Annotated in this window: 15 protein-coding genes and 1 tRNA gene; 10 read left to right on the forward strand and 6 right to left on the reverse strand. The window is 63.7% G+C overall.

Going from position 1 to position 19,677, the window contains the following annotated elements; genetic code table 11:
• Positions 1-55: 55 nt before the first annotated feature.
• Positions 56-4,003, reverse strand: a complete 3,948-nt coding sequence (gene purL / locus JMJ54_RS13725) for a phosphoribosylformylglycinamidine synthase (RefSeq protein ID WP_203539126.1) — start codon at positions 4,001-4,003, stop codon at positions 56-58.
• 224 nt (positions 4,004-4,227) lie between these two features.
• Here purL and JMJ54_RS13730 point away from each other — a divergent pair, with 224 nt between their 5' ends.
• Entirely contained in the window at positions 4,228-6,732 is a 2,505-nt protein-coding gene (locus tag JMJ54_RS13730) for a beta-N-acetylhexosaminidase (protein WP_203539127.1), read from the forward strand.
• A 92-nt stretch (positions 6,733-6,824) separates the two neighbouring features.
• On the opposite strand, the gene JMJ54_RS13735 is transcribed toward JMJ54_RS13730, so the two are convergent.
• A complete protein-coding gene (locus JMJ54_RS13735) occupies positions 6,825-7,328 on the reverse strand; it encodes a hypothetical protein (protein ID WP_203539128.1) in 504 nt (167 codons plus the stop codon).
• Between the two features lie 93 nt (positions 7,329-7,421).
• Positions 7,422-8,324 carry an ankyrin repeat domain-containing protein gene (locus tag JMJ54_RS13740; protein WP_203539129.1) on the reverse strand — a complete coding sequence of 301 codons (903 nt, stop codon included), beginning with the start codon at positions 8,322-8,324 and terminating at the stop codon, positions 7,422-7,424.
• A 195-nt stretch (positions 8,325-8,519) separates the two neighbouring features.
• Between JMJ54_RS13740 and JMJ54_RS13745 the strand changes: the two genes are divergently transcribed.
• The 7 genes from JMJ54_RS13745 to JMJ54_RS13775 all read left to right on the forward strand — a co-directional run bounded on the left by JMJ54_RS13745 (position 8,520) and on the right by JMJ54_RS13775 (position 13,485).
• Positions 8,520-8,604: transfer RNA gene (locus JMJ54_RS13745), tRNA-Leu, on the forward strand.
• Positions 8,605-8,710: 106 nt separating this feature from the next.
• Entirely contained in the window at positions 8,711-9,154 is a 444-nt protein-coding gene (locus JMJ54_RS13750; protein ID WP_203539130.1) for a PilZ domain-containing protein, read from the forward strand.
• A 38-nt stretch (positions 9,155-9,192) separates the two neighbouring features.
• Positions 9,193-10,641: a sensor histidine kinase gene (locus JMJ54_RS13755; RefSeq protein ID WP_203539131.1), complete on the forward strand. Its 1,449-nt coding sequence runs from the start codon at positions 9,193-9,195 to the stop codon at positions 10,639-10,641.
• Complete coding sequence (locus tag JMJ54_RS13760) at positions 10,619-11,170, forward strand: hypothetical protein (RefSeq protein ID WP_203539132.1); 552 nt, start codon at positions 10,619-10,621, stop codon at positions 11,168-11,170. Before JMJ54_RS13755 ends, JMJ54_RS13760 begins: the two co-directional genes overlap by 23 nt.
• The gene (locus JMJ54_RS13765) at positions 11,167-12,525 is read left to right on the forward strand and encodes a sigma 54-interacting transcriptional regulator (RefSeq protein ID WP_203539133.1); all 1,359 of its coding nucleotides are present in this window, start codon (positions 11,167-11,169) and stop codon (positions 12,523-12,525) included. The genes JMJ54_RS13760 and JMJ54_RS13765 overlap by 4 nt, the downstream gene beginning before the upstream one ends.
• 240 nt (positions 12,526-12,765) lie before the next feature.
• Positions 12,766-13,107 (forward strand): BON domain-containing protein, encoded by a 342-nt coding sequence (locus JMJ54_RS13770; protein WP_203539134.1) that lies wholly within the window; start codon positions 12,766-12,768, stop codon positions 13,105-13,107.
• A 60-nt stretch (positions 13,108-13,167) separates the two neighbouring features.
• Complete coding sequence (locus tag JMJ54_RS13775; protein ID WP_203539135.1) at positions 13,168-13,485, forward strand: BON domain-containing protein; 318 nt, start codon at positions 13,168-13,170, stop codon at positions 13,483-13,485.
• Positions 13,486-13,644: 159 nt separating this feature from the next.
• Here the strand turns inward: JMJ54_RS13775 and htpG are convergent, their stop codons facing one another.
• Together htpG and JMJ54_RS13785 are read right to left on the reverse strand one after the other, a co-directional pair.
• Positions 13,645-15,537 carry a molecular chaperone HtpG gene (htpG, locus tag JMJ54_RS13780; RefSeq protein ID WP_203539136.1) on the reverse strand — a complete coding sequence of 631 codons (1,893 nt, stop codon included), beginning with the start codon at positions 15,535-15,537 and terminating at the stop codon, positions 13,645-13,647.
• A gap of 184 nt (positions 15,538-15,721) precedes the next feature.
• Positions 15,722-16,867, reverse strand: coding sequence for a porin (locus tag JMJ54_RS13785; protein WP_203539137.1), 1,146 nt, complete (start codon positions 16,865-16,867; stop codon positions 15,722-15,724).
• 224 nt (positions 16,868-17,091) lie between these two features.
• Here JMJ54_RS13785 and JMJ54_RS13790 point away from each other — a divergent pair, with 224 nt between their 5' ends.
• Together JMJ54_RS13790 and JMJ54_RS13795 are read left to right on the forward strand one after the other, a co-directional pair.
• On the forward strand, positions 17,092-17,871 hold the full coding sequence (locus JMJ54_RS13790) for a ParA family protein (RefSeq protein WP_203539138.1): 780 nt from the start codon (positions 17,092-17,094) through the stop codon (positions 17,869-17,871).
• Positions 17,872-17,913: 42 nt separating this feature from the next.
• Positions 17,914-18,813: a response regulator gene (locus JMJ54_RS13795; RefSeq protein ID WP_203539139.1), complete on the forward strand. Its 900-nt coding sequence runs from the start codon at positions 17,914-17,916 to the stop codon at positions 18,811-18,813.
• A 74-nt stretch (positions 18,814-18,887) separates the two neighbouring features.
• Here JMJ54_RS13795 and JMJ54_RS13800 read toward each other — a convergent pair whose 3' ends face one another.
• Positions 18,888-19,676, reverse strand: coding sequence for an MOSC domain-containing protein (locus tag JMJ54_RS13800; RefSeq protein ID WP_203539140.1), 789 nt, complete (start codon positions 19,674-19,676; stop codon positions 18,888-18,890).
• Position 19,677 lies beyond the last annotated feature (1 nt).

A 19,677-nucleotide genomic window follows, 5' to 3' on the forward strand; every position in this document is an offset into this window, starting at 1 on the left:
AACAAAAAACCGGCCAGAAGGTCGGTTTTTTTTCATGGTGCGGTGGGTACGGTGATCAGCCGACCCACTTGCGCGCGTTGCGGAACATCCGCAGCCATGCGCCGTCCTCGCCCCAGTTCTCCGGATGCCACGAGTTCTGCACGGTGCGGAACACGCGTTCCGGGTGCGGCATCATGATCGAGAAGCGGCCGTCGGCGGTGGTGACGCCGGCGATGCCTTGCGGGCTGCCGTTCGGGTTCAGCGGGTAGGTCTCGGTGACCTTGCCGCCGTGATCCACGTAGCGCATCGCGACGATGGCCTGCTTGATGTCGCCCTGCTGGCTGAAGTTGGCAAAGCCTTCGCCGTGGCTGACGACGACCGGGACTTGCGTGCCGGCCATGCCGCCGAAGAACAGCGACGGCGAGTCGGTCAGTTCGGCCATGACGAAGCGCGCTTCGAACTGTTCGCTCTGGTTGCGGGTGAACTTCGGCCATGCCTGCGCGCCCGGGACGATGCCCGAGAGGTTGGCCATCATCTGGCAACCGTTGCAGACGCCGAGGCCGAAGGTGTCGGCGCGGTTGAAGAAGGCTTCGAACTCGCTGCGGGCACGATCGTTGAACAGGATGGACTTGGCCCAGCCTTCGCCGGCGCCGAGCACGTCGCCGTAGCTGAAGCCGCCGCAGGCAGCGAGGCCGGCGAAGTCGGCCAGCGAGACGCGGCCGGCGATGACGTCGCTCATGTGCACGTCGGTCGCGGCAAAGCCGGCGCGGGTGAACGCGGCAGCCATTTCGACGTGACCGTTGACGCCCTGTTCGCGCAGGACGGCAACGCGCGGCTTGGCGCCGGTATTGATGAACGGCGCGGCGATGTTGTCCGACGGGTCGAACGACAGTTTGGCGAACAGGCCCTTGTCACCCTTGGCGTCGAGCTGTGCGTATTCCGAATCGGCGCAGGCCGGGTTGTCGCGCAGGCGCTGGATGCGCCAGCTGGTTTCCGACCACGCCTTGTGCAGCGCGACGCGGCCTTCTTCCAGCACCAGACGGTTGCGCTTCTTGATCTTCAGCTTGTCGTCGTGGTTCAGCGTGCCGATCACGTGCAGTTCGCTGCGAATGCCGACGTTGGCGAACGCGGCGATTACCGCAGCGGTGTCGCTGCGCTTGACCTGCAGCACGGCGCCGAGTTCTTCGTTGAACAGCACGCCCATCATCCGGCCGTTTTCGGCGCGGGCGATGTCTTCCGGCGTCAGTTCGTCTTCCTCGCGACCGCGGCGACGGCGTTCGATGCACAGCTCGTCGATTTCCAGCGTCACGCCGACATGGCCGGCGAACATCATTTCGCTGACCGTCGCGAACAGACCACCGTCCGAACGGTCGTGGTAGGCGAGGATGCGGCCATCGGCGTTGAGCTTCTGCACCGTCTCGAAGAACGACTTCAGGTGCGGCACGCTGACGACGTCCGGCGCCCACTGGCCGACCTGCTTGTACACCTGCGCCAGCGCCGAGCCGCCGAGGCGGCATTTGCCGTCGCCGAGGTCGATCAGGATCAGGTCGGTGTCGGCCTCGTTCTTCAGTTGCGGCGTCAGCACGCGGCGCACGTCGGTGACCGGGGCGAAGCCGGTGATCACCAGCGACAGCGGTGCAGTGACCTGTTTGGCCTCGTCGCCTTCGGACCAGACGGTCTTCATCGACATCGAGTCCTTGCCGACCGGGATCGACACGCCCAGCTCGCGGCACAGCTCGAGGCCGACGGCCTTGACGGTGTCGTAGAGGTTGGCGTCTTCACCGGGGTGGCCGGCCGGCGCCATCCAGTTGGCCGAAAGCTTGACGTCGCCGAGCTGGGCGATCGGCGCGGCGGCCAGGTTGGTCAGTGCTTCGGCGACGGCCATCCGGCCCGAGGCCGGACCCGAGATCAGCGCCAGCGGCGTGCGCTCGCCCATCGCCATTGCCTCGCCCAGATAGGTGTCGTAGCCCATCGCGGTGACCGCGACGTCGGCGACCGGCACCTGCCAAGGACCGACGAACTGGTCGCGCGCGGTGAAGCCGCCGACGGTACGGTCGCCGATATTGATCAGGAAGGATTTGTCGGCCACGGCGGGTAGCTGCAGCACGCGGTAGGCCGCTTCCTTCAGGTCGATGCCCGACGAGTCGAACACCTTCAGTTCCGGCTTGACCCGGGTGACGTCGCGGGTCATTTTCGGCGGCTTGCCGAGCAGCACTTCCATCGGCATGTCGACCGGCTTGTTGCCGAAATGCGGGTCTTCGACGACCAGCTGTTTTTCGTCGGTAACGCGACCGATCACCGCGTACGGGCAACGTTCGCGTTCACAGATCGCTTCGAACGCCAGCAGGTTGGCCGGCGAAATCGCCAGCACGTAGCGCTCCTGCGATTCGTTCGACCAGATTTCCTTCGGGCTCATGCCCTTTTCTTCGATGTTGACCTTGCGCAGATCGAACACGGCTCCCTGGCCGGCGTCGTTGACGAGTTCGGGGAAGGCGTTCGAGATACCGCCCGCACCGACGTCGTGGATCGACAGTACCGGGTTGTTTTCACCCTGCTGCCAGCAGCGGTCGATGACTTCCTGCGCGCGGCGTTCGATTTCCGGGTTGCCGCGCTGGACCGAATCGAAGTCGAGGTCGGCCGCGTTGGCGCCGGTTGCCATCGAGCTGGCGGCGCTACCACCCATGCCGATCAGCATGCCCGGGCCGCCGAGCTGGATCAGCAGGCTGCCGTCGGGCAGGCCGTGCTTGCCGACGTGCAGCGCGTTGATGTTGCCCATGCCGCCGGCGATCATGATCGGCTTGTGGTAGCCGCGACGCTCGCCGCCGAAGTCTTCCTCGAAGGTACGGAAGTAGCCGGCGATGTTCGGGCGGCCGAATTCGTTGTTGAACGCAGCGCCACCGATCGGGCCTTCGATCATGATGTCCAGCGCCGACGCGATGCGGTCGGGCTTGCCGTAGGCCGGGTCTTCCCAGGGCTGGACCGCGCCGGGGAGATTCAGGTTCGACACGGTAAAGCCGGTCAGGCCGGCCTTGGGCTTGGAGCCGCGGCCGGTTGCGCCTTCATCGCGGATTTCGCCGCCCGAGCCGGTTGCCGCACCCGGGAAGGGCGAGATCGCGGTTGGGTGATTGTGCGTTTCCACCTTCATCAGGATGTGGGTGGTTTCGTCGTGGTAGGCGTAATCGGCGCTGCCCGGCTGCGGGTAGAAGCGGCCGATCTTTGCACCTTCGATCACCGACGAGTTGTCCGAGTACGCGACCACGGTGCCGGCCGGGGCGGCCTTGTGGGTTTCGCGGATCATGCCGAACAGGCTGTACGGCTGCGCTTCGCCGTCGATCACGTAGTTGGCGTTGAAGATCTTGTGGCGACAGTGTTCGGAGTTGGCCTGCGCGAACATCGTCAGTTCGACGTCGGTCGGATTGCGCTGCAGGCGGGTGAAGTTTTCAACCAGATAGTCGATTTCGTCGTCCGACAGGGCCAGACCGAACTCGACGTTGGCTTTTTCCAGCGCCGGCTTGCCGCCTTTCAATACATCGACGGTCGCCAGCGGCTTCGGCTCGAAATGGCGGAACAGCTCGTTGCCGGCGTCCAGCGTTTCGAAGACCTGTTCGGTCATCCGGTCGTGGATCAGCGGCAGCAGCAGGTTCTTTTCGGCCGTCGACAGCGGTGCGCCGTGCTTGCTGGCGTAGACGGCAATCCCGCGCTCGATCCGCGCGATCTTGCCGAGACCACAGTGCTCGGCGATATCGGTCGCCTTGCTCGACCATGGCGAAATTGTGCCCAGACGCGGGAGGACCAGCAGCAGCGCGCCGACCGCCTTGGCCGGCTCACACGGTTCGCCGTAGTGCAGGATGCGCGCCAGCGTGGCCTGTTCCTTGTCGTCCAGCGGTGCCTCCACTTCCGCGAAGTGCCAGAACTCGGCGTACAGGTCCGCTTGAATGCCGTTTTCGGCCAGCGCGGTGCGCAGTTTATCGAGCCGGAAGGCGGAGAGCGCGGTGCCACCGCGCAGCTGGAGAACGTCTGCCATGTCGTAAGGTCCGGAAATCATGGGTAAAAATCGGAGGCGCAATTGTACCGAAAAACGCGCTTTCCCGCTTTGCGCTGCGCCGTCCGTCTGGCGGTATTTTCTCTGGTTGTTGCATGTCAGGAAAAGCGCCTATCGGCCGTTGTTCTACTTAAGAGTTTGCTTCTACACTGTCGGCGTCGGGTGGCACAGACCACCGTCTTACGAATCGGAAAGAGGAAGAGAAGATGACTCAGCCCGCAGGCAAGCAACTGGCTTTGCAATGGCAGTGCATCACCAACGGTCACAACGGCGACAACTTCGTTGCCGAGCTGACACTGAGCAACCACGCAGCCGCACCGCTGGCCGGCGAAGGTTGGGCGATCTATTTCAACACCTGCCGCAAGATCAAGGCCGAAGGCATTGAAGGTGGTGTTGCGATCGAACAGGTCAACGGTGACCTGTGGCGCATGGTGCCGACGGCCGACTTTGGAATTCTTTCTAGTGAAGAAAGCAAACGGATCCGTTACGAGGGCTTGTTCTGGGTAATCCAGGAAACCGACGCACCGCTGGGTTTTTACATCGTTTACAACGACGGCACCCCGCAGGCGCGCGCCGAAGCCATCGGCGACCCGCGCATCCTGCCGTTCGTGACCGAAGGGCAGCGCAACCGTTCGGCCAACGACAAGGTGCCGCTGGTGACGCCGGCGACGCGCTTTGCCGATAACGAAAAGCTCACGCTGCTCGCCGCCGATGCCGTCGGCAAGATCACCCCGACGCCGCTCGAGTCGCGTCTGGGCGGCGGCCAGTTCGTCATCGATGCCGGTACGATCATCGCGCATTCGGATGCATTGAATGCCGAGGCGGCTTTCCTGCAGTCGGCACTGGCCGATGCCGGCGTGCAGGCGCAACGTGCTGCGGCCGGTCGCGGCATCGTGCTGCAGATCGGCGCCGTGCACGTCGCCGAGACGGGGGCGCCGGCCGAAGCCTATTCGCTTGAAATCGGCGCCGACGGTGTCGTGATTACCGGCGCGTCGAAGCACGGGGTGTTCAATGGTATCCAGAGCCTGCGCCAGCTGCTGCCGGTCGATGCTTTCGTGAATCCGCTGCCGGCCCTGGCCGTGCCGTTCGGCCGCGTCGTCGATGCACCGCGCTTTGCCTATCGCGGCCTGCATCTGGACGTGGGCCGCAACTTCTCGTCCAAGCAAAGCGTGCTGCGCCTGCTCGAATGCATGGCGCTGTACAAGCTCAACCAGTTCCATTTCCACCTGACCGATGACGAAGGCTGGCGTCTGGAAATCCCGACGCTGCCGGAGCTGACCGAGATCGGCTCGGGTCGTGGTTATACCGCGACCGAGACCGATCATCTGGTGCCGTGCTTCGGCTCGGGCGCCGAGGTGGAAGGCTCGAGCGGTACCGGTTTCTACAGCCGCGCCGATTTCATCGAGATCCTCAAGTTCGCGACCGCGCGCCATATCGAAGTCGTGCCCGAGTTCGACGTGCCGGGCCACGCACGTTCGGCGATCAAGGCAATGAACGTCCGCTACGAGCGTCTGAAGGCCGCCGGCCAGCTCGAAGCCGCCGAGCAGTACCTGCTGACCGACTTTGCCGACCAGTCCGAATACGAGTCGGTGCAGCTGTGGCGCGACAACGTGATCTGCATCGCCCGCGAAGGCGCGTACAACTTCATCGAAACGGTGATTGCCGACGTCAAGGCGATGTACGCCGAGGCCCAGGCGCCGTGGACGACGCTGCATACCGGCGGCGACGAAGTCCCGCACGGTGCATGGGAAGCATCGCCGATCTGCCAGGCGTTCATGAAAGAACACGGCATGACGACGATCCAGGAGTTGCAGGACCACTTCCTCGCGCGTTATCGCGACATCCTGAAGAAGCATGGCCTGACCTTCGGCGGCTGGGAAGAGATCGCGCTGAAGAAGGAAACCGTCGACGGCGTCGTGCATCACGGCCCGAATCCGAAGTTCGTCGATGCCAACTTCCGCCCGTACATCTGGAACAACGTCTGGGGCTGGGGCCAGGAAGACTTTGCCTACCAGCTGGCCAACGCCGGCTACAAGGTCGTGCTGTGCAACGTGACCAACCTGTATTTCGATCTGGCGTACGAGAAGGATCCGTCCGAGCCGGGTTACTACTGGGGCGGCTTCATCACCACGCGCAAGGCCTTCGAGTTCTGCCCGCTGGACATCTACACCACGGCAACGGTCAACCTGTTCGGCCATGATCTTGGCGATTCGCTCAAGGACAAGGCCAAGCTGACCGCGCAGGGCACGGCCAACGTGCTCGGCATTCAGGGCGAGCTGTGGGCCGAGAACATCCGCGACGCCGGCCGCCTCGAGTATCTGGCCATGCCGCGGCTGATCGCACTGGCCGAGCGGGCGTGGGCGAAGGACCCGGGCTGGACCTTCGTCGCCGACAAGGCCGTGCGCGATGCACGCATGGACGCCGACTGGAACCAGTTTGCCAACCGTCTCGGCCAGCGCGAACTGCCACGTCTGGACGGTCTGGTCGGTGGTTACGGCTACCGCGTGCCGGTGCCGGGCGCCGTGCTCGACGGCGGCAAGCTGATTGCCAACGTCGAAGCACCGGGCTTCGTGCTGCGTTACACCACCGACGGCAGCGAACCGACCAACGCGTCGGCGCAGTACGCCGGTCCGGTGGCGGTGTCCGGTACGGTCAAGCTGGCCGCGTTCACCACGACCGGCCGCCGCGGTCGCGTCGTCAGCGTAGGCTGATCGCCGCCGATCCAGCAAAAAACCCCGCGTATGCGGGGTTTTTTTATTGGCGCTGAAACGGCCGGTATCCGGCCGGTTCGACCGCGCCAGCGTCAGCTGGCCAACTCAACCAAATGCAGTTCGATTTCGACGTTTTCGTCCGAATGGCGGATCTGTGCCAGCAGCACGGCGTCGACGAAGTTGGCGAAGCGGCGTAGAAGGATCGAGTTCGCCAGTGCCGGCACCATCTCGTTGCGGAAGCCCGAAATGTAGCGCAGCGCGCCGACGCAGTTCTCTTCGAGCTCGTCTTCGTACTCGCCGAGCAGATCCTTGATCGCCTTGCGGATTTCCTTCACTTCCTTGAACAGGTCGCTGGAAATGTCGCACAGGTCGGTGAAACGCAGCGCGACGTCGATGTGGCCGCGGCCGGCAATGCGGCGGGCCAGCGTGCGCGATGCCTCGCACAGCCGGTCCAGGTCGTGGTCGGTCAGCTGCACGTCGTCGAGCGGGAAGTATTCATGCACCGCGGCCAGTGCCTGGCGGATGCCTTCGCCGGTACGCAGCGCTTCGGGGAGCGCACTGCTGGCGCGCGCGGTGATCTTGTAGGTTTGGGCCATCGTATTCTCCTGTTCCTGGCGGTGCCGGCGCCCCTTTTTCTGCAATGACGGGCTGCGGCTGTGCAAGGCTACACCATCAGGATGATCGAGGTACTAACGGCGCTCGCGCTGGCGTACAGACTGTGTCAACAGCATCAGTTCGCACAGGCGCTGCTGACCGGTTTGCGCCGCGATCGAGTAGGGCGTGCTGCCGTCGCGGTGCCGGGCGTCGGCGTCGGCGCCATGGTCGAGCAACCGTACGGCCACGTCGGTATGCCGGTTGGCAACGGCCTTGTGCAGGGCGGTCCAGCCATCCGGGGTGCTCATGTCGACGCGGGCGCCGGCGGCGATCAGCCGCTTGACGATGAGGAGGTGGCCACGGCTGGCGGCCTGGATCATTGCCGTAAAGCCGCTGTGGCTCTCGGCGTTGACGTTGGCGCCGCGGTTGACCAGCATGTCGACGACCGGGTCGTAGCCGTTCAGTGCCGCCCAGTGCAGTGGCGTGTAACCGCCGCGATCGCTGGCGTGGATGCTGGCGCCATGGGTCAGCAACCATTCGGCCGAGGCGACGCTGCCGTCGAAGCTGGCGCGCATCAGTGCCGTCCAGCCATTGTCATCGGCACCGTCGATCTGGACCCCGGCCTGGAGGTAAAGCTGCAGCGTTTCAGGTGAATTCAGCCCGATGCTGCGGTGAAAATCGCCGACGGTTGCGCGCAGCCCGCGTTGCTCCAGCGCGTCGACCGCCGCTTCGCGCACGTGATCCCAGATGCCATCGGTGTCGGCCGGTTTGCGCATGATCTCGTCGTGGGCATTGCCGAATGTCATCAGCTCCATGCCGATCTCGGCCGGAAAGCCCTGACGGTCGGGACGGTCCATGATCATCAGCGATTCGAGATACTCGTTGATCGCCTCGCTGCCCCACAGCTCGACCAGCCGGTTGGCGATACGCGGATAGCGTTCGATCAGATGGACAGGGCTGCGGTGGGCTTGTCCATGTTGTTCCAGCAGCGCATGCAAGGGATGTGTCATGACGAAGGAAGGAAGGGGCCGAACGCTTATTTAATAGTGATTATGCCTCCGGGCACAAGGGCAGCATCACCATCACTTTTTTCGATCCCGCGCTGGACAGGCGGTAGGCGCTGACGTATATTCCCGTCTCTCGCAAGGCGCACCATCCTCAGCGCTGCGAGTGTTGCAAAATCGATTGTGAATGCCGACATGGTGAAATTGGTAGACACGCTATCTTGAGGGGGTAGTGGCTTCGGCTGTGTGAGTTCGAGTCTCACTGTCGGCACCATTCAGATCGATACCGAGCCGAAGCGCATGCTTCGGCTTTTTTGTTGTCCGCGCGCGGTGCAACTACAGTCGACTGTATAATCGAATGCTGATTGACGGAGTGCGACGTGAACACACCGGATGAGCTTGGATTTCATCGCGAACTGCAGGGCAGCCAGATCGATACCGCTTGGTTTTCGCCGCGTGGCGAGCCGCGCTATCTGCTGAACTGGCGTGTGTCGCTGGTCTATCAGGATGCCGGCAAGCGGCAGACTTTCCGTGGCCGCGTGTTCGATCTGTCCCGTACCGGCTTCAGCCTGCTGTCCGATCACAATCTGCCGGTGTCCGATCAGGTCACCGTGCTGATTTCCGTGCCCCCGATGGCAGCCGGCCAGCGGCCACGCATTCTCGAAGTGAAAAGCCGTGTGCTCTATACGGTGCTGTCGAGCGAATTCCAGCAGTTCCGTGTCGGCGTGCGCTTTCTCGATTTCAAGGCCGATGGTCGTCGTTATCTCGATGCCAATCTGGCAACGCGCGTCCCCGCACCTGTGTCAACCCGGCGCAGCGAATGACGCGCTAGACTTGGGGCATTGCACCACCCGCGTCTGGCATGCCCACACTGACCAAACCTTCCTTCCGTCAATTGCTGCTGCTGGCCTTCGTGCTCACCGCCGTGCTGCTGAGCGCGACCTCGCTGCGGGCGCTGTCGACGCTGCAGCGGGTTGCGACGCAGGCCAGAACGCTGTCCGACGCGGCGGTACGGCAGACCGAGGCGGTCGAGCGGCTGAACGAGCGGACGCAGCTGTTCGAGCGCAGCCTGCGCCAGTACCTGGTCCTTGATGACGCCAGTTTCCTGATGCGTGCACGGCAATCGAACCAGGATGCCGCCGACGCGGTGCGCTGGCTGCGCACGCATGCCGGCAGCGAACCCGCCCTGATCGCCGCGCTGCAGGACTGGGCGCAGATTGGCGGGATGGTCGAGGCCGGACTGGCTCGGGATGCGATCCACGACCAGCGCCGTCAGGCCGTGCTGTTCGAGCATATTGCCCGGCTGCGCAGCCTGAACGAGCAGATCGCGCAGGAGAGCCGCCACGAACTCGACCGCCGCAACAGCGCCTTGCTCGACGCGCTGGACCACGAGCGGCAGACGATCGCGATCATGGTCGCGGTTGCGGTCGGGATCGCGGCTCTGATCGCGCTGGCGCTGGCCGGCTGGCTGGCCCGGCCGCTGGCAAAGATCGAATCGGCGATCCACCGGCTGGGCGAAGGCCGGCTCGATACGCCGATTGCCATCCGGCGCGGGCCGGCCGATCTGCGGCGGCTTGGCGTCCAGCTCGACTGGCTGCGCCAGCGTCTGGCCGAACTGGACGCCGAGAAAACCCGCTTCGTCAGTCATGTTTCGCACGAACTGAAAACGCCACTGGCCTCGCTTCGGGAGGGCGTAGCCCTGCTGGAAGACGAGGTGCCGGGTGTGCTCAACACCGGCCAGCGCGAAGTCGTCGATATCCTGGCAAGCAATGTCGCCGCGCTGCAGCGGCAGATCGAAGACCTGCTGCGTTACCATTCGATGCAGTTTTCCGCGCGGGCGCTCGTACGTACGCCGCTGGACCTGACGGCGCTGATCGGCTCGGTCATCGAGGCGCAGCGGCTGCACTGGCTGGCGCAATCGCTGACGGTCGCGCTCGACGGCGAAGCACCGGTTTACCGTGGCGATGCCGACCGGCTGGGCGCCGTGATCGGCAACCTGCTGTCGAATGCCATCCGCTTCAGCCCCAAGGGCGGGCGGATCCGCTTCGTGCTGGCGTATCGCGATGCCACGACGATGATCGACTGCATCGACCAGGGGCCCGGCGTGGCGGAGGCCGACGCCGAACGGATCTTCCAGCCCTTTGTCCAGGGCGAACGTCAGCCCGGTGGTGCCCGTCGTGGCAGCGGGCTTGGGCTGTCGATCGTCAACGAATACCTCGCCGCCCATGGCGGCGACATTGCCCTGTTGCCCAGTGCGCAGGGCGCCCATTTCCGGATTGAATTGCCCGATGAAACGACTGAAACGACCTGAACTGCTATTCGTCTTGCTGCTGGCGGCCTGCGTCAGCCCGCCCGAATCCAGGCCGAAGCCGGTGGCATCGGCGCCGGTGGCCAAGGCGGTTGCCAGCGAGGTGGCGGTGATCACTGCGCCGGACTGGCGTGGACTGTTCGAGTATGCGGTGTCGTTGCGGGTGCGCGCACCGGCTGACCTGAACCGCGAAATCGCCCGGCTTGCTGCCGAGCAGGGAGAAGCTGCGCAGGTGCAGCGTGCCATGGCGTACGCGCAGTTGCGCGGTAGTGGCGACCTGACGCGGGCAATCGGTCTGCTGGATGCCATGCAGAAGAGCGGCACGCCGCAAGCCGAAGCGCTGCGACCGCTGGCCCAGTGGTTGTCGGCCCAGTACGCCGATCTGCGCCGGCAGGATGCGGAGGCCGACAAGCTGAACCAGCAGTTGAAAGATGCGCAACGACGCGCCAATGACCTCAACGACAAGCTCAACGCGCTCAAGGCAATCGAGCATGGCCTGCCGCTGAAACCTGCCGGCAAGGCGACGCCATGAGCGGCGCCTCATTGCTGCTGGTCGATGACGACGTCGACCTGCTCCGACTGCTGTCGATGCGGCTGACTGCCGCCGGCTATCGCGTCAGCACCGCCGAAACCGTGCAGGCCGCGCTGGCGCAGCTGGCGGTCAGTACGCCGCAGCTGGTGATCAGTGACGTCCGTCTGCCCGATGGCGACGGGCTGGCGCTGTTCGGCGAGATTCGCGCCCGCCTGCCGGCGCTGCCGGTGATCCTGCTGACGGCGCACGGCACGATTCCGGATGCGGTCGACGCAACCAGCCGCGGCGTGTTCGGCTATCTGACCAAGCCCTTCGACAGCAAGGTTCTGCTCGACAAGGTCCGTCAGGCGCTGAGCGTGTCGGCGGCGACGCCGGAGGCCGGTGACGAAGCGTGGCGCAGCGACATTGTCAGCCATTCGAGTGCAATGAGCGAGTTGCTCGGCGAGGCGAAGCTGATTGCCGCCTCGGACGCCAGCGTGCTGATTCGCGGGGAGTCGGGAACCGGGAAGGAGTTGCTGGCGCGCGCGATTCACAAGGCCAGCCCGCGTGCGGCCAAGCCGTTCGTTGCGATCAACTGCGGCGCCATTCCGGAGGCCCTACTCGAGTCCGAGCTGTTCGGCCACGTCAAGGGCGCCTTCACCGGGGCGGTCAACCACCATCGCGGCCTGTTTCAGGCCGCCGACGGCGGCACGCTGTTTCTCGACGAAATCGGCGACATGCCGCTGGCCTTGCAGGTCAAGCTCTTGCGCGTGCTGCAGGAGCGCGCGGTCCGGCCGGTCGGCAGCAGCGAGTCGGTGCCGATCGATGTGCGCATCCTCTCGGCGACGCACCGCGATCTCGACGCGGCGATGGCGGATGGCGAGTTTCGCGAGGACCTGTATTACCGGCTCAACGTCGTTGCGCTGACACTGCCGCCGCTGGCCGAACGGCGCGAGGACATTCCGCTGCTCGCCAACCATCTATTGCAGCGGCTGGCCGAAAAATACGCGAAGCAGCTCAACGGTTTCGCGCCGGACGCGCTCGAAGCGCTGTCGACGGCGGCGTGGCCCGGCAACGTACGTCAGCTGTTCAATGCGATCGAGCAGGTTTGCGCGCTGTGTACGGCGAGCATCGTGCCGCTGGCACTGGTGCAGCGGGCATTGCGCCAGCCATCGGCCGAGGTGCTCAGCTACGCGGAGGCCAAACGTCGTTTCGAGCTCGATTACCTGACCCGGCTGCTGAAGCTGAGCGACGGCAACGTCGCCGATGCCGCCAAGCTGGCCGACCGCAATCGCACCGAGTTTTACCGGTTGCTGCAAAAGCACGGGCTGAATGCCGCGATGTTTCGTGGCGCGAATGATGGTGTCGCCGACTGACGACGCGACAAAATTCATTCGAATCAAGGGCTTGATCCCCGGTCCTCTTTTCCCGTCGGGTAAAAGCGACAAATCTTCATCCCCGGCTGGCGCGCCTTGGTGCCGGCCGGGGGTGATGTACTTGTATCTCCTTGTTTCATTGGTGTTTTCCATGGCTGGCACGGTGTGTGCTGATGGCTTTGTACCGGCATCGTCACGATGACCGGCCAGAAAAACACCAACAACAACTGGAGAACCCCCATGCACAAGTCTCTCATTCTGACCGGATTGCTGGCCCTGGTGCCGGCTTCCGCAGTGATCGCGGCCGAAACTGCGGAAAGCACAAGCGGCACAGTGGAGCAGATCGGCAAATCCGGCGGCGCATTTGTCGATGATTCCATCCTCACCGGGCAGGTCAAGGCCGCGTTGTTTGGTGATCAGGCGCTGTCGGTGCTGCAGATCAAGGTGACGACCCGGCAAGGGGTGGTGGTGCTGTCCGGTACGGTGGACAGCGCCGAGCAGCGTGCCAAGGCCATCACGATTGCCGCTGGCGTGTCGGGCGTGAGGGATGTCCGCAGCGCGCTTGTCGTGCAGCCGTCCTGAGTTCCCCGCTTCGAGCGCTGCGGCCTGCGGCGCCAAACTGAATTCGTCCAAGGAATTGTCGTGAAAACCCGAACCAAGACCGTCCTGATTGCCAGCCTGCTGTCGCTGGGCCTGTATGCGCAGATGGCGCTTGCCGCCAGCCAGAACGTGCAGTCCGATGCGCAGATCGCGCAGGCGGCAAACACTGCATTGCAGCAGAACAAGCAGCTCAAAGCCTTCGGCCTGCGGGCCGTGAGTGACAGGGGCGTGCTGACGCTGCAGGGAACGGTGGATACGCCGTCGACCGGTGCGCTGGCCGTGTCTGTGGCATCGGGCGTGGATGGTGTCCGGGACATCCGCAGCGACATGCGCCTGCCGGGTGGACCGCTGAAAATCTGATCCGCTCGGCCGGCAAGCGATGTGCGCCCAGCAATGGCTGTTCGTACCGCAGGCCGGATCTCCCGCGCTAGGGCGGCGCCGGCAACATGACCGAGTCGCGCCGGACCCGCAAAACAAAAGGCTGCCTGCTGGCAGCCTTTTGCATGTCGGACGTCGTGCTTAGTGCTGCATGGCCAGCATCAGGCCGTTCAGCCGCTTGACGAAGCCGGCCGGGTCGTCGAGCTGGCCACCTTCGGCAAGCAGTGCCTGATCATAGAGCAGGTGGGTCCAGTCGCCGAAGCGCTCGCCTTCCAGCTCGGACTTGAGCTTTTGCACCAGCGGGTGTCCCGGGTTCAGCTCGAGGATGGGCTTGGCACCGCCGACATCCTGGCCGGCCGACTTCAGCAACCGTTCGAGGTTGGCGCTCATGTCATGGTTTTCGACCACGAGGCAAGCCGGGCTGTCGGTCAGCCGGGTGGTGACGCGGACATCCTTGATCTGGCCGTCGAGCGTGGTCTTGACCTTGTCGAGCACGGTCTTGAACTCGGTTTCGGCGGCTTCCTGCTGCTGCTTCTCGGCCTCGTCGGCGAAGGCATCGAGCTTCAGCTCGCCCTTGGCGACCGATTGCAGTTTCTTGCCTTCGAATTCGGTCAGGCTGGATGTGAACCACTCGTCGACGCGGTCCGACAGCAGCAGGACTTCGATGCCTTTCTTCTTGAAGACTTCAAGATGCGGGCTGTGCTGTGCGGCGGCAAAGGTGTCGGCGGTGATGTAGTAGATCGCGTCCTGGCCTTCCTTCATCCGGCCGATGTAGTCGGCGAGGCTGACGTTCTGTTCGCTGCCTTCGTTGGCGGTCGACGCGAAGCGGGCGAGGCCGGCGAGGCGGTCCTTGTTGGCGAAATCCTCGCCAATGCCTTCCTTCAGTACCTTGCCGAATTCCTGCCAGAACACCGCATAGTCGTCCGGACGGTTGTCGCGCAGGTCTTCCAGCAGGCCGAGCACCTTCTTGACGCAGCCGGTACGGATCGCGTCGACGTCACGGCTTTGCTGGAGGATTTCGCGCGAAACGTTCAGCGGCAGGTTGGCCGAGTCGATCACGCCGCGTACGAAGCGCAGGTATTGCGGCATCAGTTTTTCGGTGTCTTCCATGATGAAGACGCGCTTCACGTACAGCTTCACGCCGTGGCGACGCTCGCGTTCGTACAGGTCGAACGGCGCCCGCTTGGGGATGTACAGCAGCTCGGTGTATTCCTGGCGGCCTTCGATGCGGGCGTGGCTCCACGTCAGCGGCTCGTCCCAGTCGTGCGAAACGTGCTTGTAGAAATCCTTGTACTGCTCGTCGGTGATCTCGCTCTTGCTGCGGGTCCACAGGGCGTTGGCCTGATTGACGGCCTCCCATTCGCCGGACGACGGCAGGGCTTTGCCTTCGTCGTCGTGTTCGGCGGCTTTCTGCATCAGGATCGGCAGATTGATGTGGTCCGAGTAGCGGGTGATCACGCTGCGCAGGCGCCAGTCGTTGAGGAACTCGTCCTCGCCTTCCTTCAGATGCAGCACGATCTCGGTGCCGCGACCGGCTTTCTCGACGTCTTCCAGCGTGTATTCGCCGTCGCCGAGCGATTCCCAGCGCGTTGCGTGGGTTTCGCCGGCCCGGCGTGTCGTCAGCGTGACCTTGTCGGCGACGATGAAGGCCGAGTAGAAGCCGACGCCGAACTGGCCGATCAGGTGCGAATCCTTCGCGGCGTCGCCGGTCAGCTGGCTGAAGAATTCCTTGGTGCCCGAGCGGGCGATGGTGCCGATATTGGCGACCACTTCGTCACGACGCATGCCGATGCCGTTGTCGGCGATTGTCACGGTGCGGGCGTCCTTGTCGAACGACACCCTGATGTTCAGCTCGCCGTCGCCTTCGTACAGGTCGGCATGCTGGGTGGCTTCGAAGCGCAGCTTGTCGCACGCGTCCGAGGCGTTGGAAATCAGCTCCCGCAGGAAGATTTCCTTGTTCGAGTACAGCGAGTGGATCATCAGCTGCAGCAGCTGCTTGACCTCGGCCTGAAAGCCCAGTGTTTCCTTGCTCATGGATTCTCCTTGCTAATGGCGGTCGGGGGCGGGGCGCTATCGCGCTGCGCTTCATCCCGGAGTGGGGAGAACGTGGGGGCAGGATGCCCCTTTTCAAGGCAGGGTTAATACCGGCGGCACCAATGCAAAAACGGAGCCCGAGGGCTCCGTTTTCTGACGCTTCGTTCTAACGATCGGGGATCGATTAGAAGTAGGTACGCACGCCAACGATACCGCGTTGGGTGTCTTCACCGGCCGAGGTCGCGCTGTAGTTGTACAGGTCGTCGTCGGCGCTGTAAGCCGAGTTCGCGTCGTTCTTCACGTAGCGGTATTCAGCGTACGCAAAGGTGTTCTTCGACATGTGGTAGTTGTAACGAGCCGAGAACGCTTGGGCGCCCGAATCCGACGGTGCATCGCCACCCTTCAGGTCGTCCAGGTAGGTGTAGCCGACGTAAACGTCATGGCGACCCTGGTTGTACGACAGCATCAGGTTGTACATGTTCTGATCGTAATCTTCGCCAGCGTTCAGTGCAGTGCCACCGTAGGTAGCGCCCGAGGTGTTCGGGGTGAACTGCATGTACTTGTAGCCGCCGGTGATGCCGAAGCCGTTCTGGAACTTGTACTGCACGCCAACGTAAGCGGTCTGGCTGTCGGTATCGTTCGAACCGCCGTTCAGGCTGTCGCCGTACTGGTACGAACCATCGGCTTGCTGCAGCGAAGCGCCGGCAGTCACGTCCTTGGTGCCGTCGAAGCCTTGACGAGCCTGGTAGCCGCCCAGAACCTTCAGGCCGCCGTTGGTGTAGGTACCAGCGACGTCGTAGCCGTTGCTGCTCGAGTTACCGGTGCTCTGGTTTTCGAGGATGTAGTCGGCCGACAGCTGGAAGCCGCCGAACACCGGGCTGGTGTAGCCGACGATGTTGTCCGGACGTTGGGTCATGCCGCGACCGTAGTCGGAGAAGAACCAGTCTGCACCGGTGTCGCTGTACAGATCATCGGTCAGCGCGTAAACGCCCGAACGGAACTTACCAACGCGCACGGTACCGAAGTCGCCTTCCAGGCCGCCGTATGCATCACGGTTGCCCCACTGGCTGTTTGCGGTGTAGCTCGAGCCGGCGTTGATGTTGTTGATTTCCTGGTTCAGGGTCCAGATGAAGTTCATGCCGTTGTCGAGCTTGTCACGGCCGCTGAAATCGATCTCGCCTTGGTACTTCACGGCACCTTGGGTGCTGTCGCCGGTGTCACGTGCTTGAACACCGAAGTCAGCCTTACCGCTGATGGTTACTTCTGCCTGTGCAAGGCCTGCGGCGCCGAATGCCAGAGCGATGGCGAGAGCTGCATGCTTCATTTTCATTTGGTTTTTCTCCTTCGAGGGAAAGGGTCTTTGCACTTCGGTTCGAAACGCCCGAACCACGACGAGCAGTCTACGAATCCTGCGAAAGCGAATCCGGTAACTATTTCCACTATTGAATCGGTAATTATTACTGCCTGGTCCGGAGCCTTGTTCCCTTACGTGCGCGCGAGAGTGCGCGTGCTATATTTGCCTCGGCGCAATCGGCGTCATGGCGGGATTCAGCGATGCTTCGTCGGGTGGTCTTCAACCAGAAAGGGGGCGTGGGCAAGTCCACGATCTCGGTCAATCTAGCGGCGGCGGCGGCGCAGGCCGGGCGGCGCGTGCTGGTCGTCGACCTCGATCCGCAGGGCAATGCCAGCCGTTACCTGCTCGGTGACGCGCTGGAGTCCACGACGCCCACGCTGGCCGGGTTCTTCGATCAGGTGCTCAATTTCAGCCTGTACGCCAAGCCCACCTCGGCTTTCGTCCACGCAACGCCATTCGCCGGACTGTCGGTCATGGTGTCCGATCCGGAAATCGCCGAACTCGAAAGCAAGCTGGAATCGCGCCACAAGATCTACAAGCTCAAGGAAGCACTGGCCGAACTGGCCGACGATTTCGACGAAGTCTGGATCGATACGCCGCCGGCCTTGAATTTCTTTACACTTTCGGCGCTGATCGCTGCTGATGGCTGCCTGATCCCGTTCGATTGCGATGCGTTCTCGCGTCAGGCGCTGCTGTCGCTGATCGGGCGTGTCGACGAGATTCGTGCCGATCACAATGCCGGCCTCGCCATCGAAGGCATCGTCGTCAACCAGTACCAGCCGCGTGCGAGTCTGCCGGTGCGCATGGTCGAGGAACTGGCCGAGCAGGGCTTGCCGCTGCTGCCGACCCGCTTGTCGAGTTCGGTCAAGGTGCGCGAGTCGCACGAGCGGGCAGTACCGCTGCCGTTTCTCGATGCACGCCACAAACTGGCGCTCGAATTCACCGCGCTCTACGCCGATCTGGCCGGCGCCCGCGCCTGACGGGTATGCTGGCCGGAAAGCTCATGCCTCTGGGAGAGTAGATTGCCTCAGCAAGATGCCCGCATCCTCGTCGTCGACGACGAACCGTTCAATCTGGAAATCCTCGGCGAGCACCTGACCGACGTCGGCTACGAAGTCGTCACCGCCGAAGACGGCGAGGCCGCGTGGTCGCTGCTGACGCACGATCGAGATTTCGACACCATCCTGCTCGACCGGATGATGCCGCGCATGGACGGCATGGCCTTGCTGGCGCGGCTGAAGCAGTCCGAAATCAGCCATATTCCGGTCATCATGCAGACGGCCGTCGGCGCGGCCGAAAACGTCCGCGAGGGCCTGGCCGCCGGCGCGTATTACTACCTGATCAAGCCGTTCCAGCGCGACATGCTGCTGGCGATCGTGGCCGCCGCAGTGAAGTTCTACCGCGAAAAGCGCCAGCTCGAATCGCAGCTCGAGGCGCAGGCGTCGACGTACCGGCTGCTCGAGCGCGGCGAGTTCCGTTTCCGCACGCTGGACGAAGCGCGGCAGCTGACGCTGCTGCTGTCGAACGCCTGCCCGGAGCCGCAGCGCGTGGCCGTCGGCTTGTCCGAGCTGCTGGTCAACGCGGTCGAGCACGGCAATCTGGGTATCAGTTATGCCGACAAAACCCGGCTGTTGCAGCAGGGACGCTGGCAGGAAGAGGTCGAGATCCGGTTGGCCAGCGCCGATTTTCGCCGTCGCAACGTCCATGTTGCATTCGAAAAACGTGCCGACACACTGGCCTTCACGATCACCGACGAAGGCGAAGGTTTCGACTGGCAGCCCTTCCTCGAGTTTTCGCCCGAGCGCGCGTTCGACCCGCACGGCCGCGGCATTTCGATGGCCCGGATGCTGTCATTCGACAGCGTCGAATATCAGGGCTGCGGCAACGCGGTGATCGCCCGGGTGCGCATCGCCGACGATTGAGTACGCTGCTTTGCCGGCCCAGGGCCAACAAAAAACCCCGGCTGCTGCCGGGGTTTTTTGTTTCCGCTATCGGCTCAGTCCAGTATCTCGACCGGCATGCCGACTTCGATGTGGCCGGCCGATTCGGCAAGGGCGTGCTGTCCGAAGAGCACGCCGCCTTCGCCCTTGCGCCGTCTGGCCAGCGTCCGTAGCGGCTCCTGATCGGACGATTTTTCGCCGGTATCGGGGTCGACGGTCGTGAACACGCAGCGCTCGCACGGTTTGACCATGCGCAGCACCACATCGCCGATGCGGATGCGCTGCCAACCGTCTTCGGCGAACGGCACCGCATCGTCGACGACGAGGTTCGGCCGGAAGCGCGCCATCGCGAAATCCTGACCCGCCCAGTCGGACAACTGCCGGCGCGAGCTTTCTCCGATCAGCAGCAACGGATAGCGATCGGCAAACGACAGCGGCAGGTCGGGGCGATGCTTGACGCGCCGCTGGCTCTCCTGACCGGTGTATAGCAGGCGCGCTTCGGTGCCGAGAAAATCGGACAGCCAGCGGTCGGCTGCGACCGGGCCGTGCCACGCGCCGAACTCATCCTTCCACACCTGCGCCGGATGCGCCTGATCGAAGGTGTCCCGCGCCACGCGCAGCGTCGGCATGCCCGGTGCATTCAAGGTCAGCGCGCCGGCATCGACGTCGGCGCGGATGCGTACCATCTGCGGCCAGTCGCGCCCGGTCATGAAGCGGCCGCTGTGATCGGCGATCAGCCAGGCTCGGTCGTCCGGCAATCCGCTGGGATCGATGGCACTGTGCATCAGCGTTTCGCTGTGGATCGATTTCACCGGATAGCGGTACAGCGCGGTCAGGATAGGCATG

Origin of the sequence: Jeongeupia naejangsanensis, from assembly GCF_016865585.1 — a bacterium.
GTDB lineage: Bacteria > Pseudomonadota > Gammaproteobacteria > Burkholderiales > Chitinibacteraceae > Jeongeupia > Jeongeupia naejangsanensis.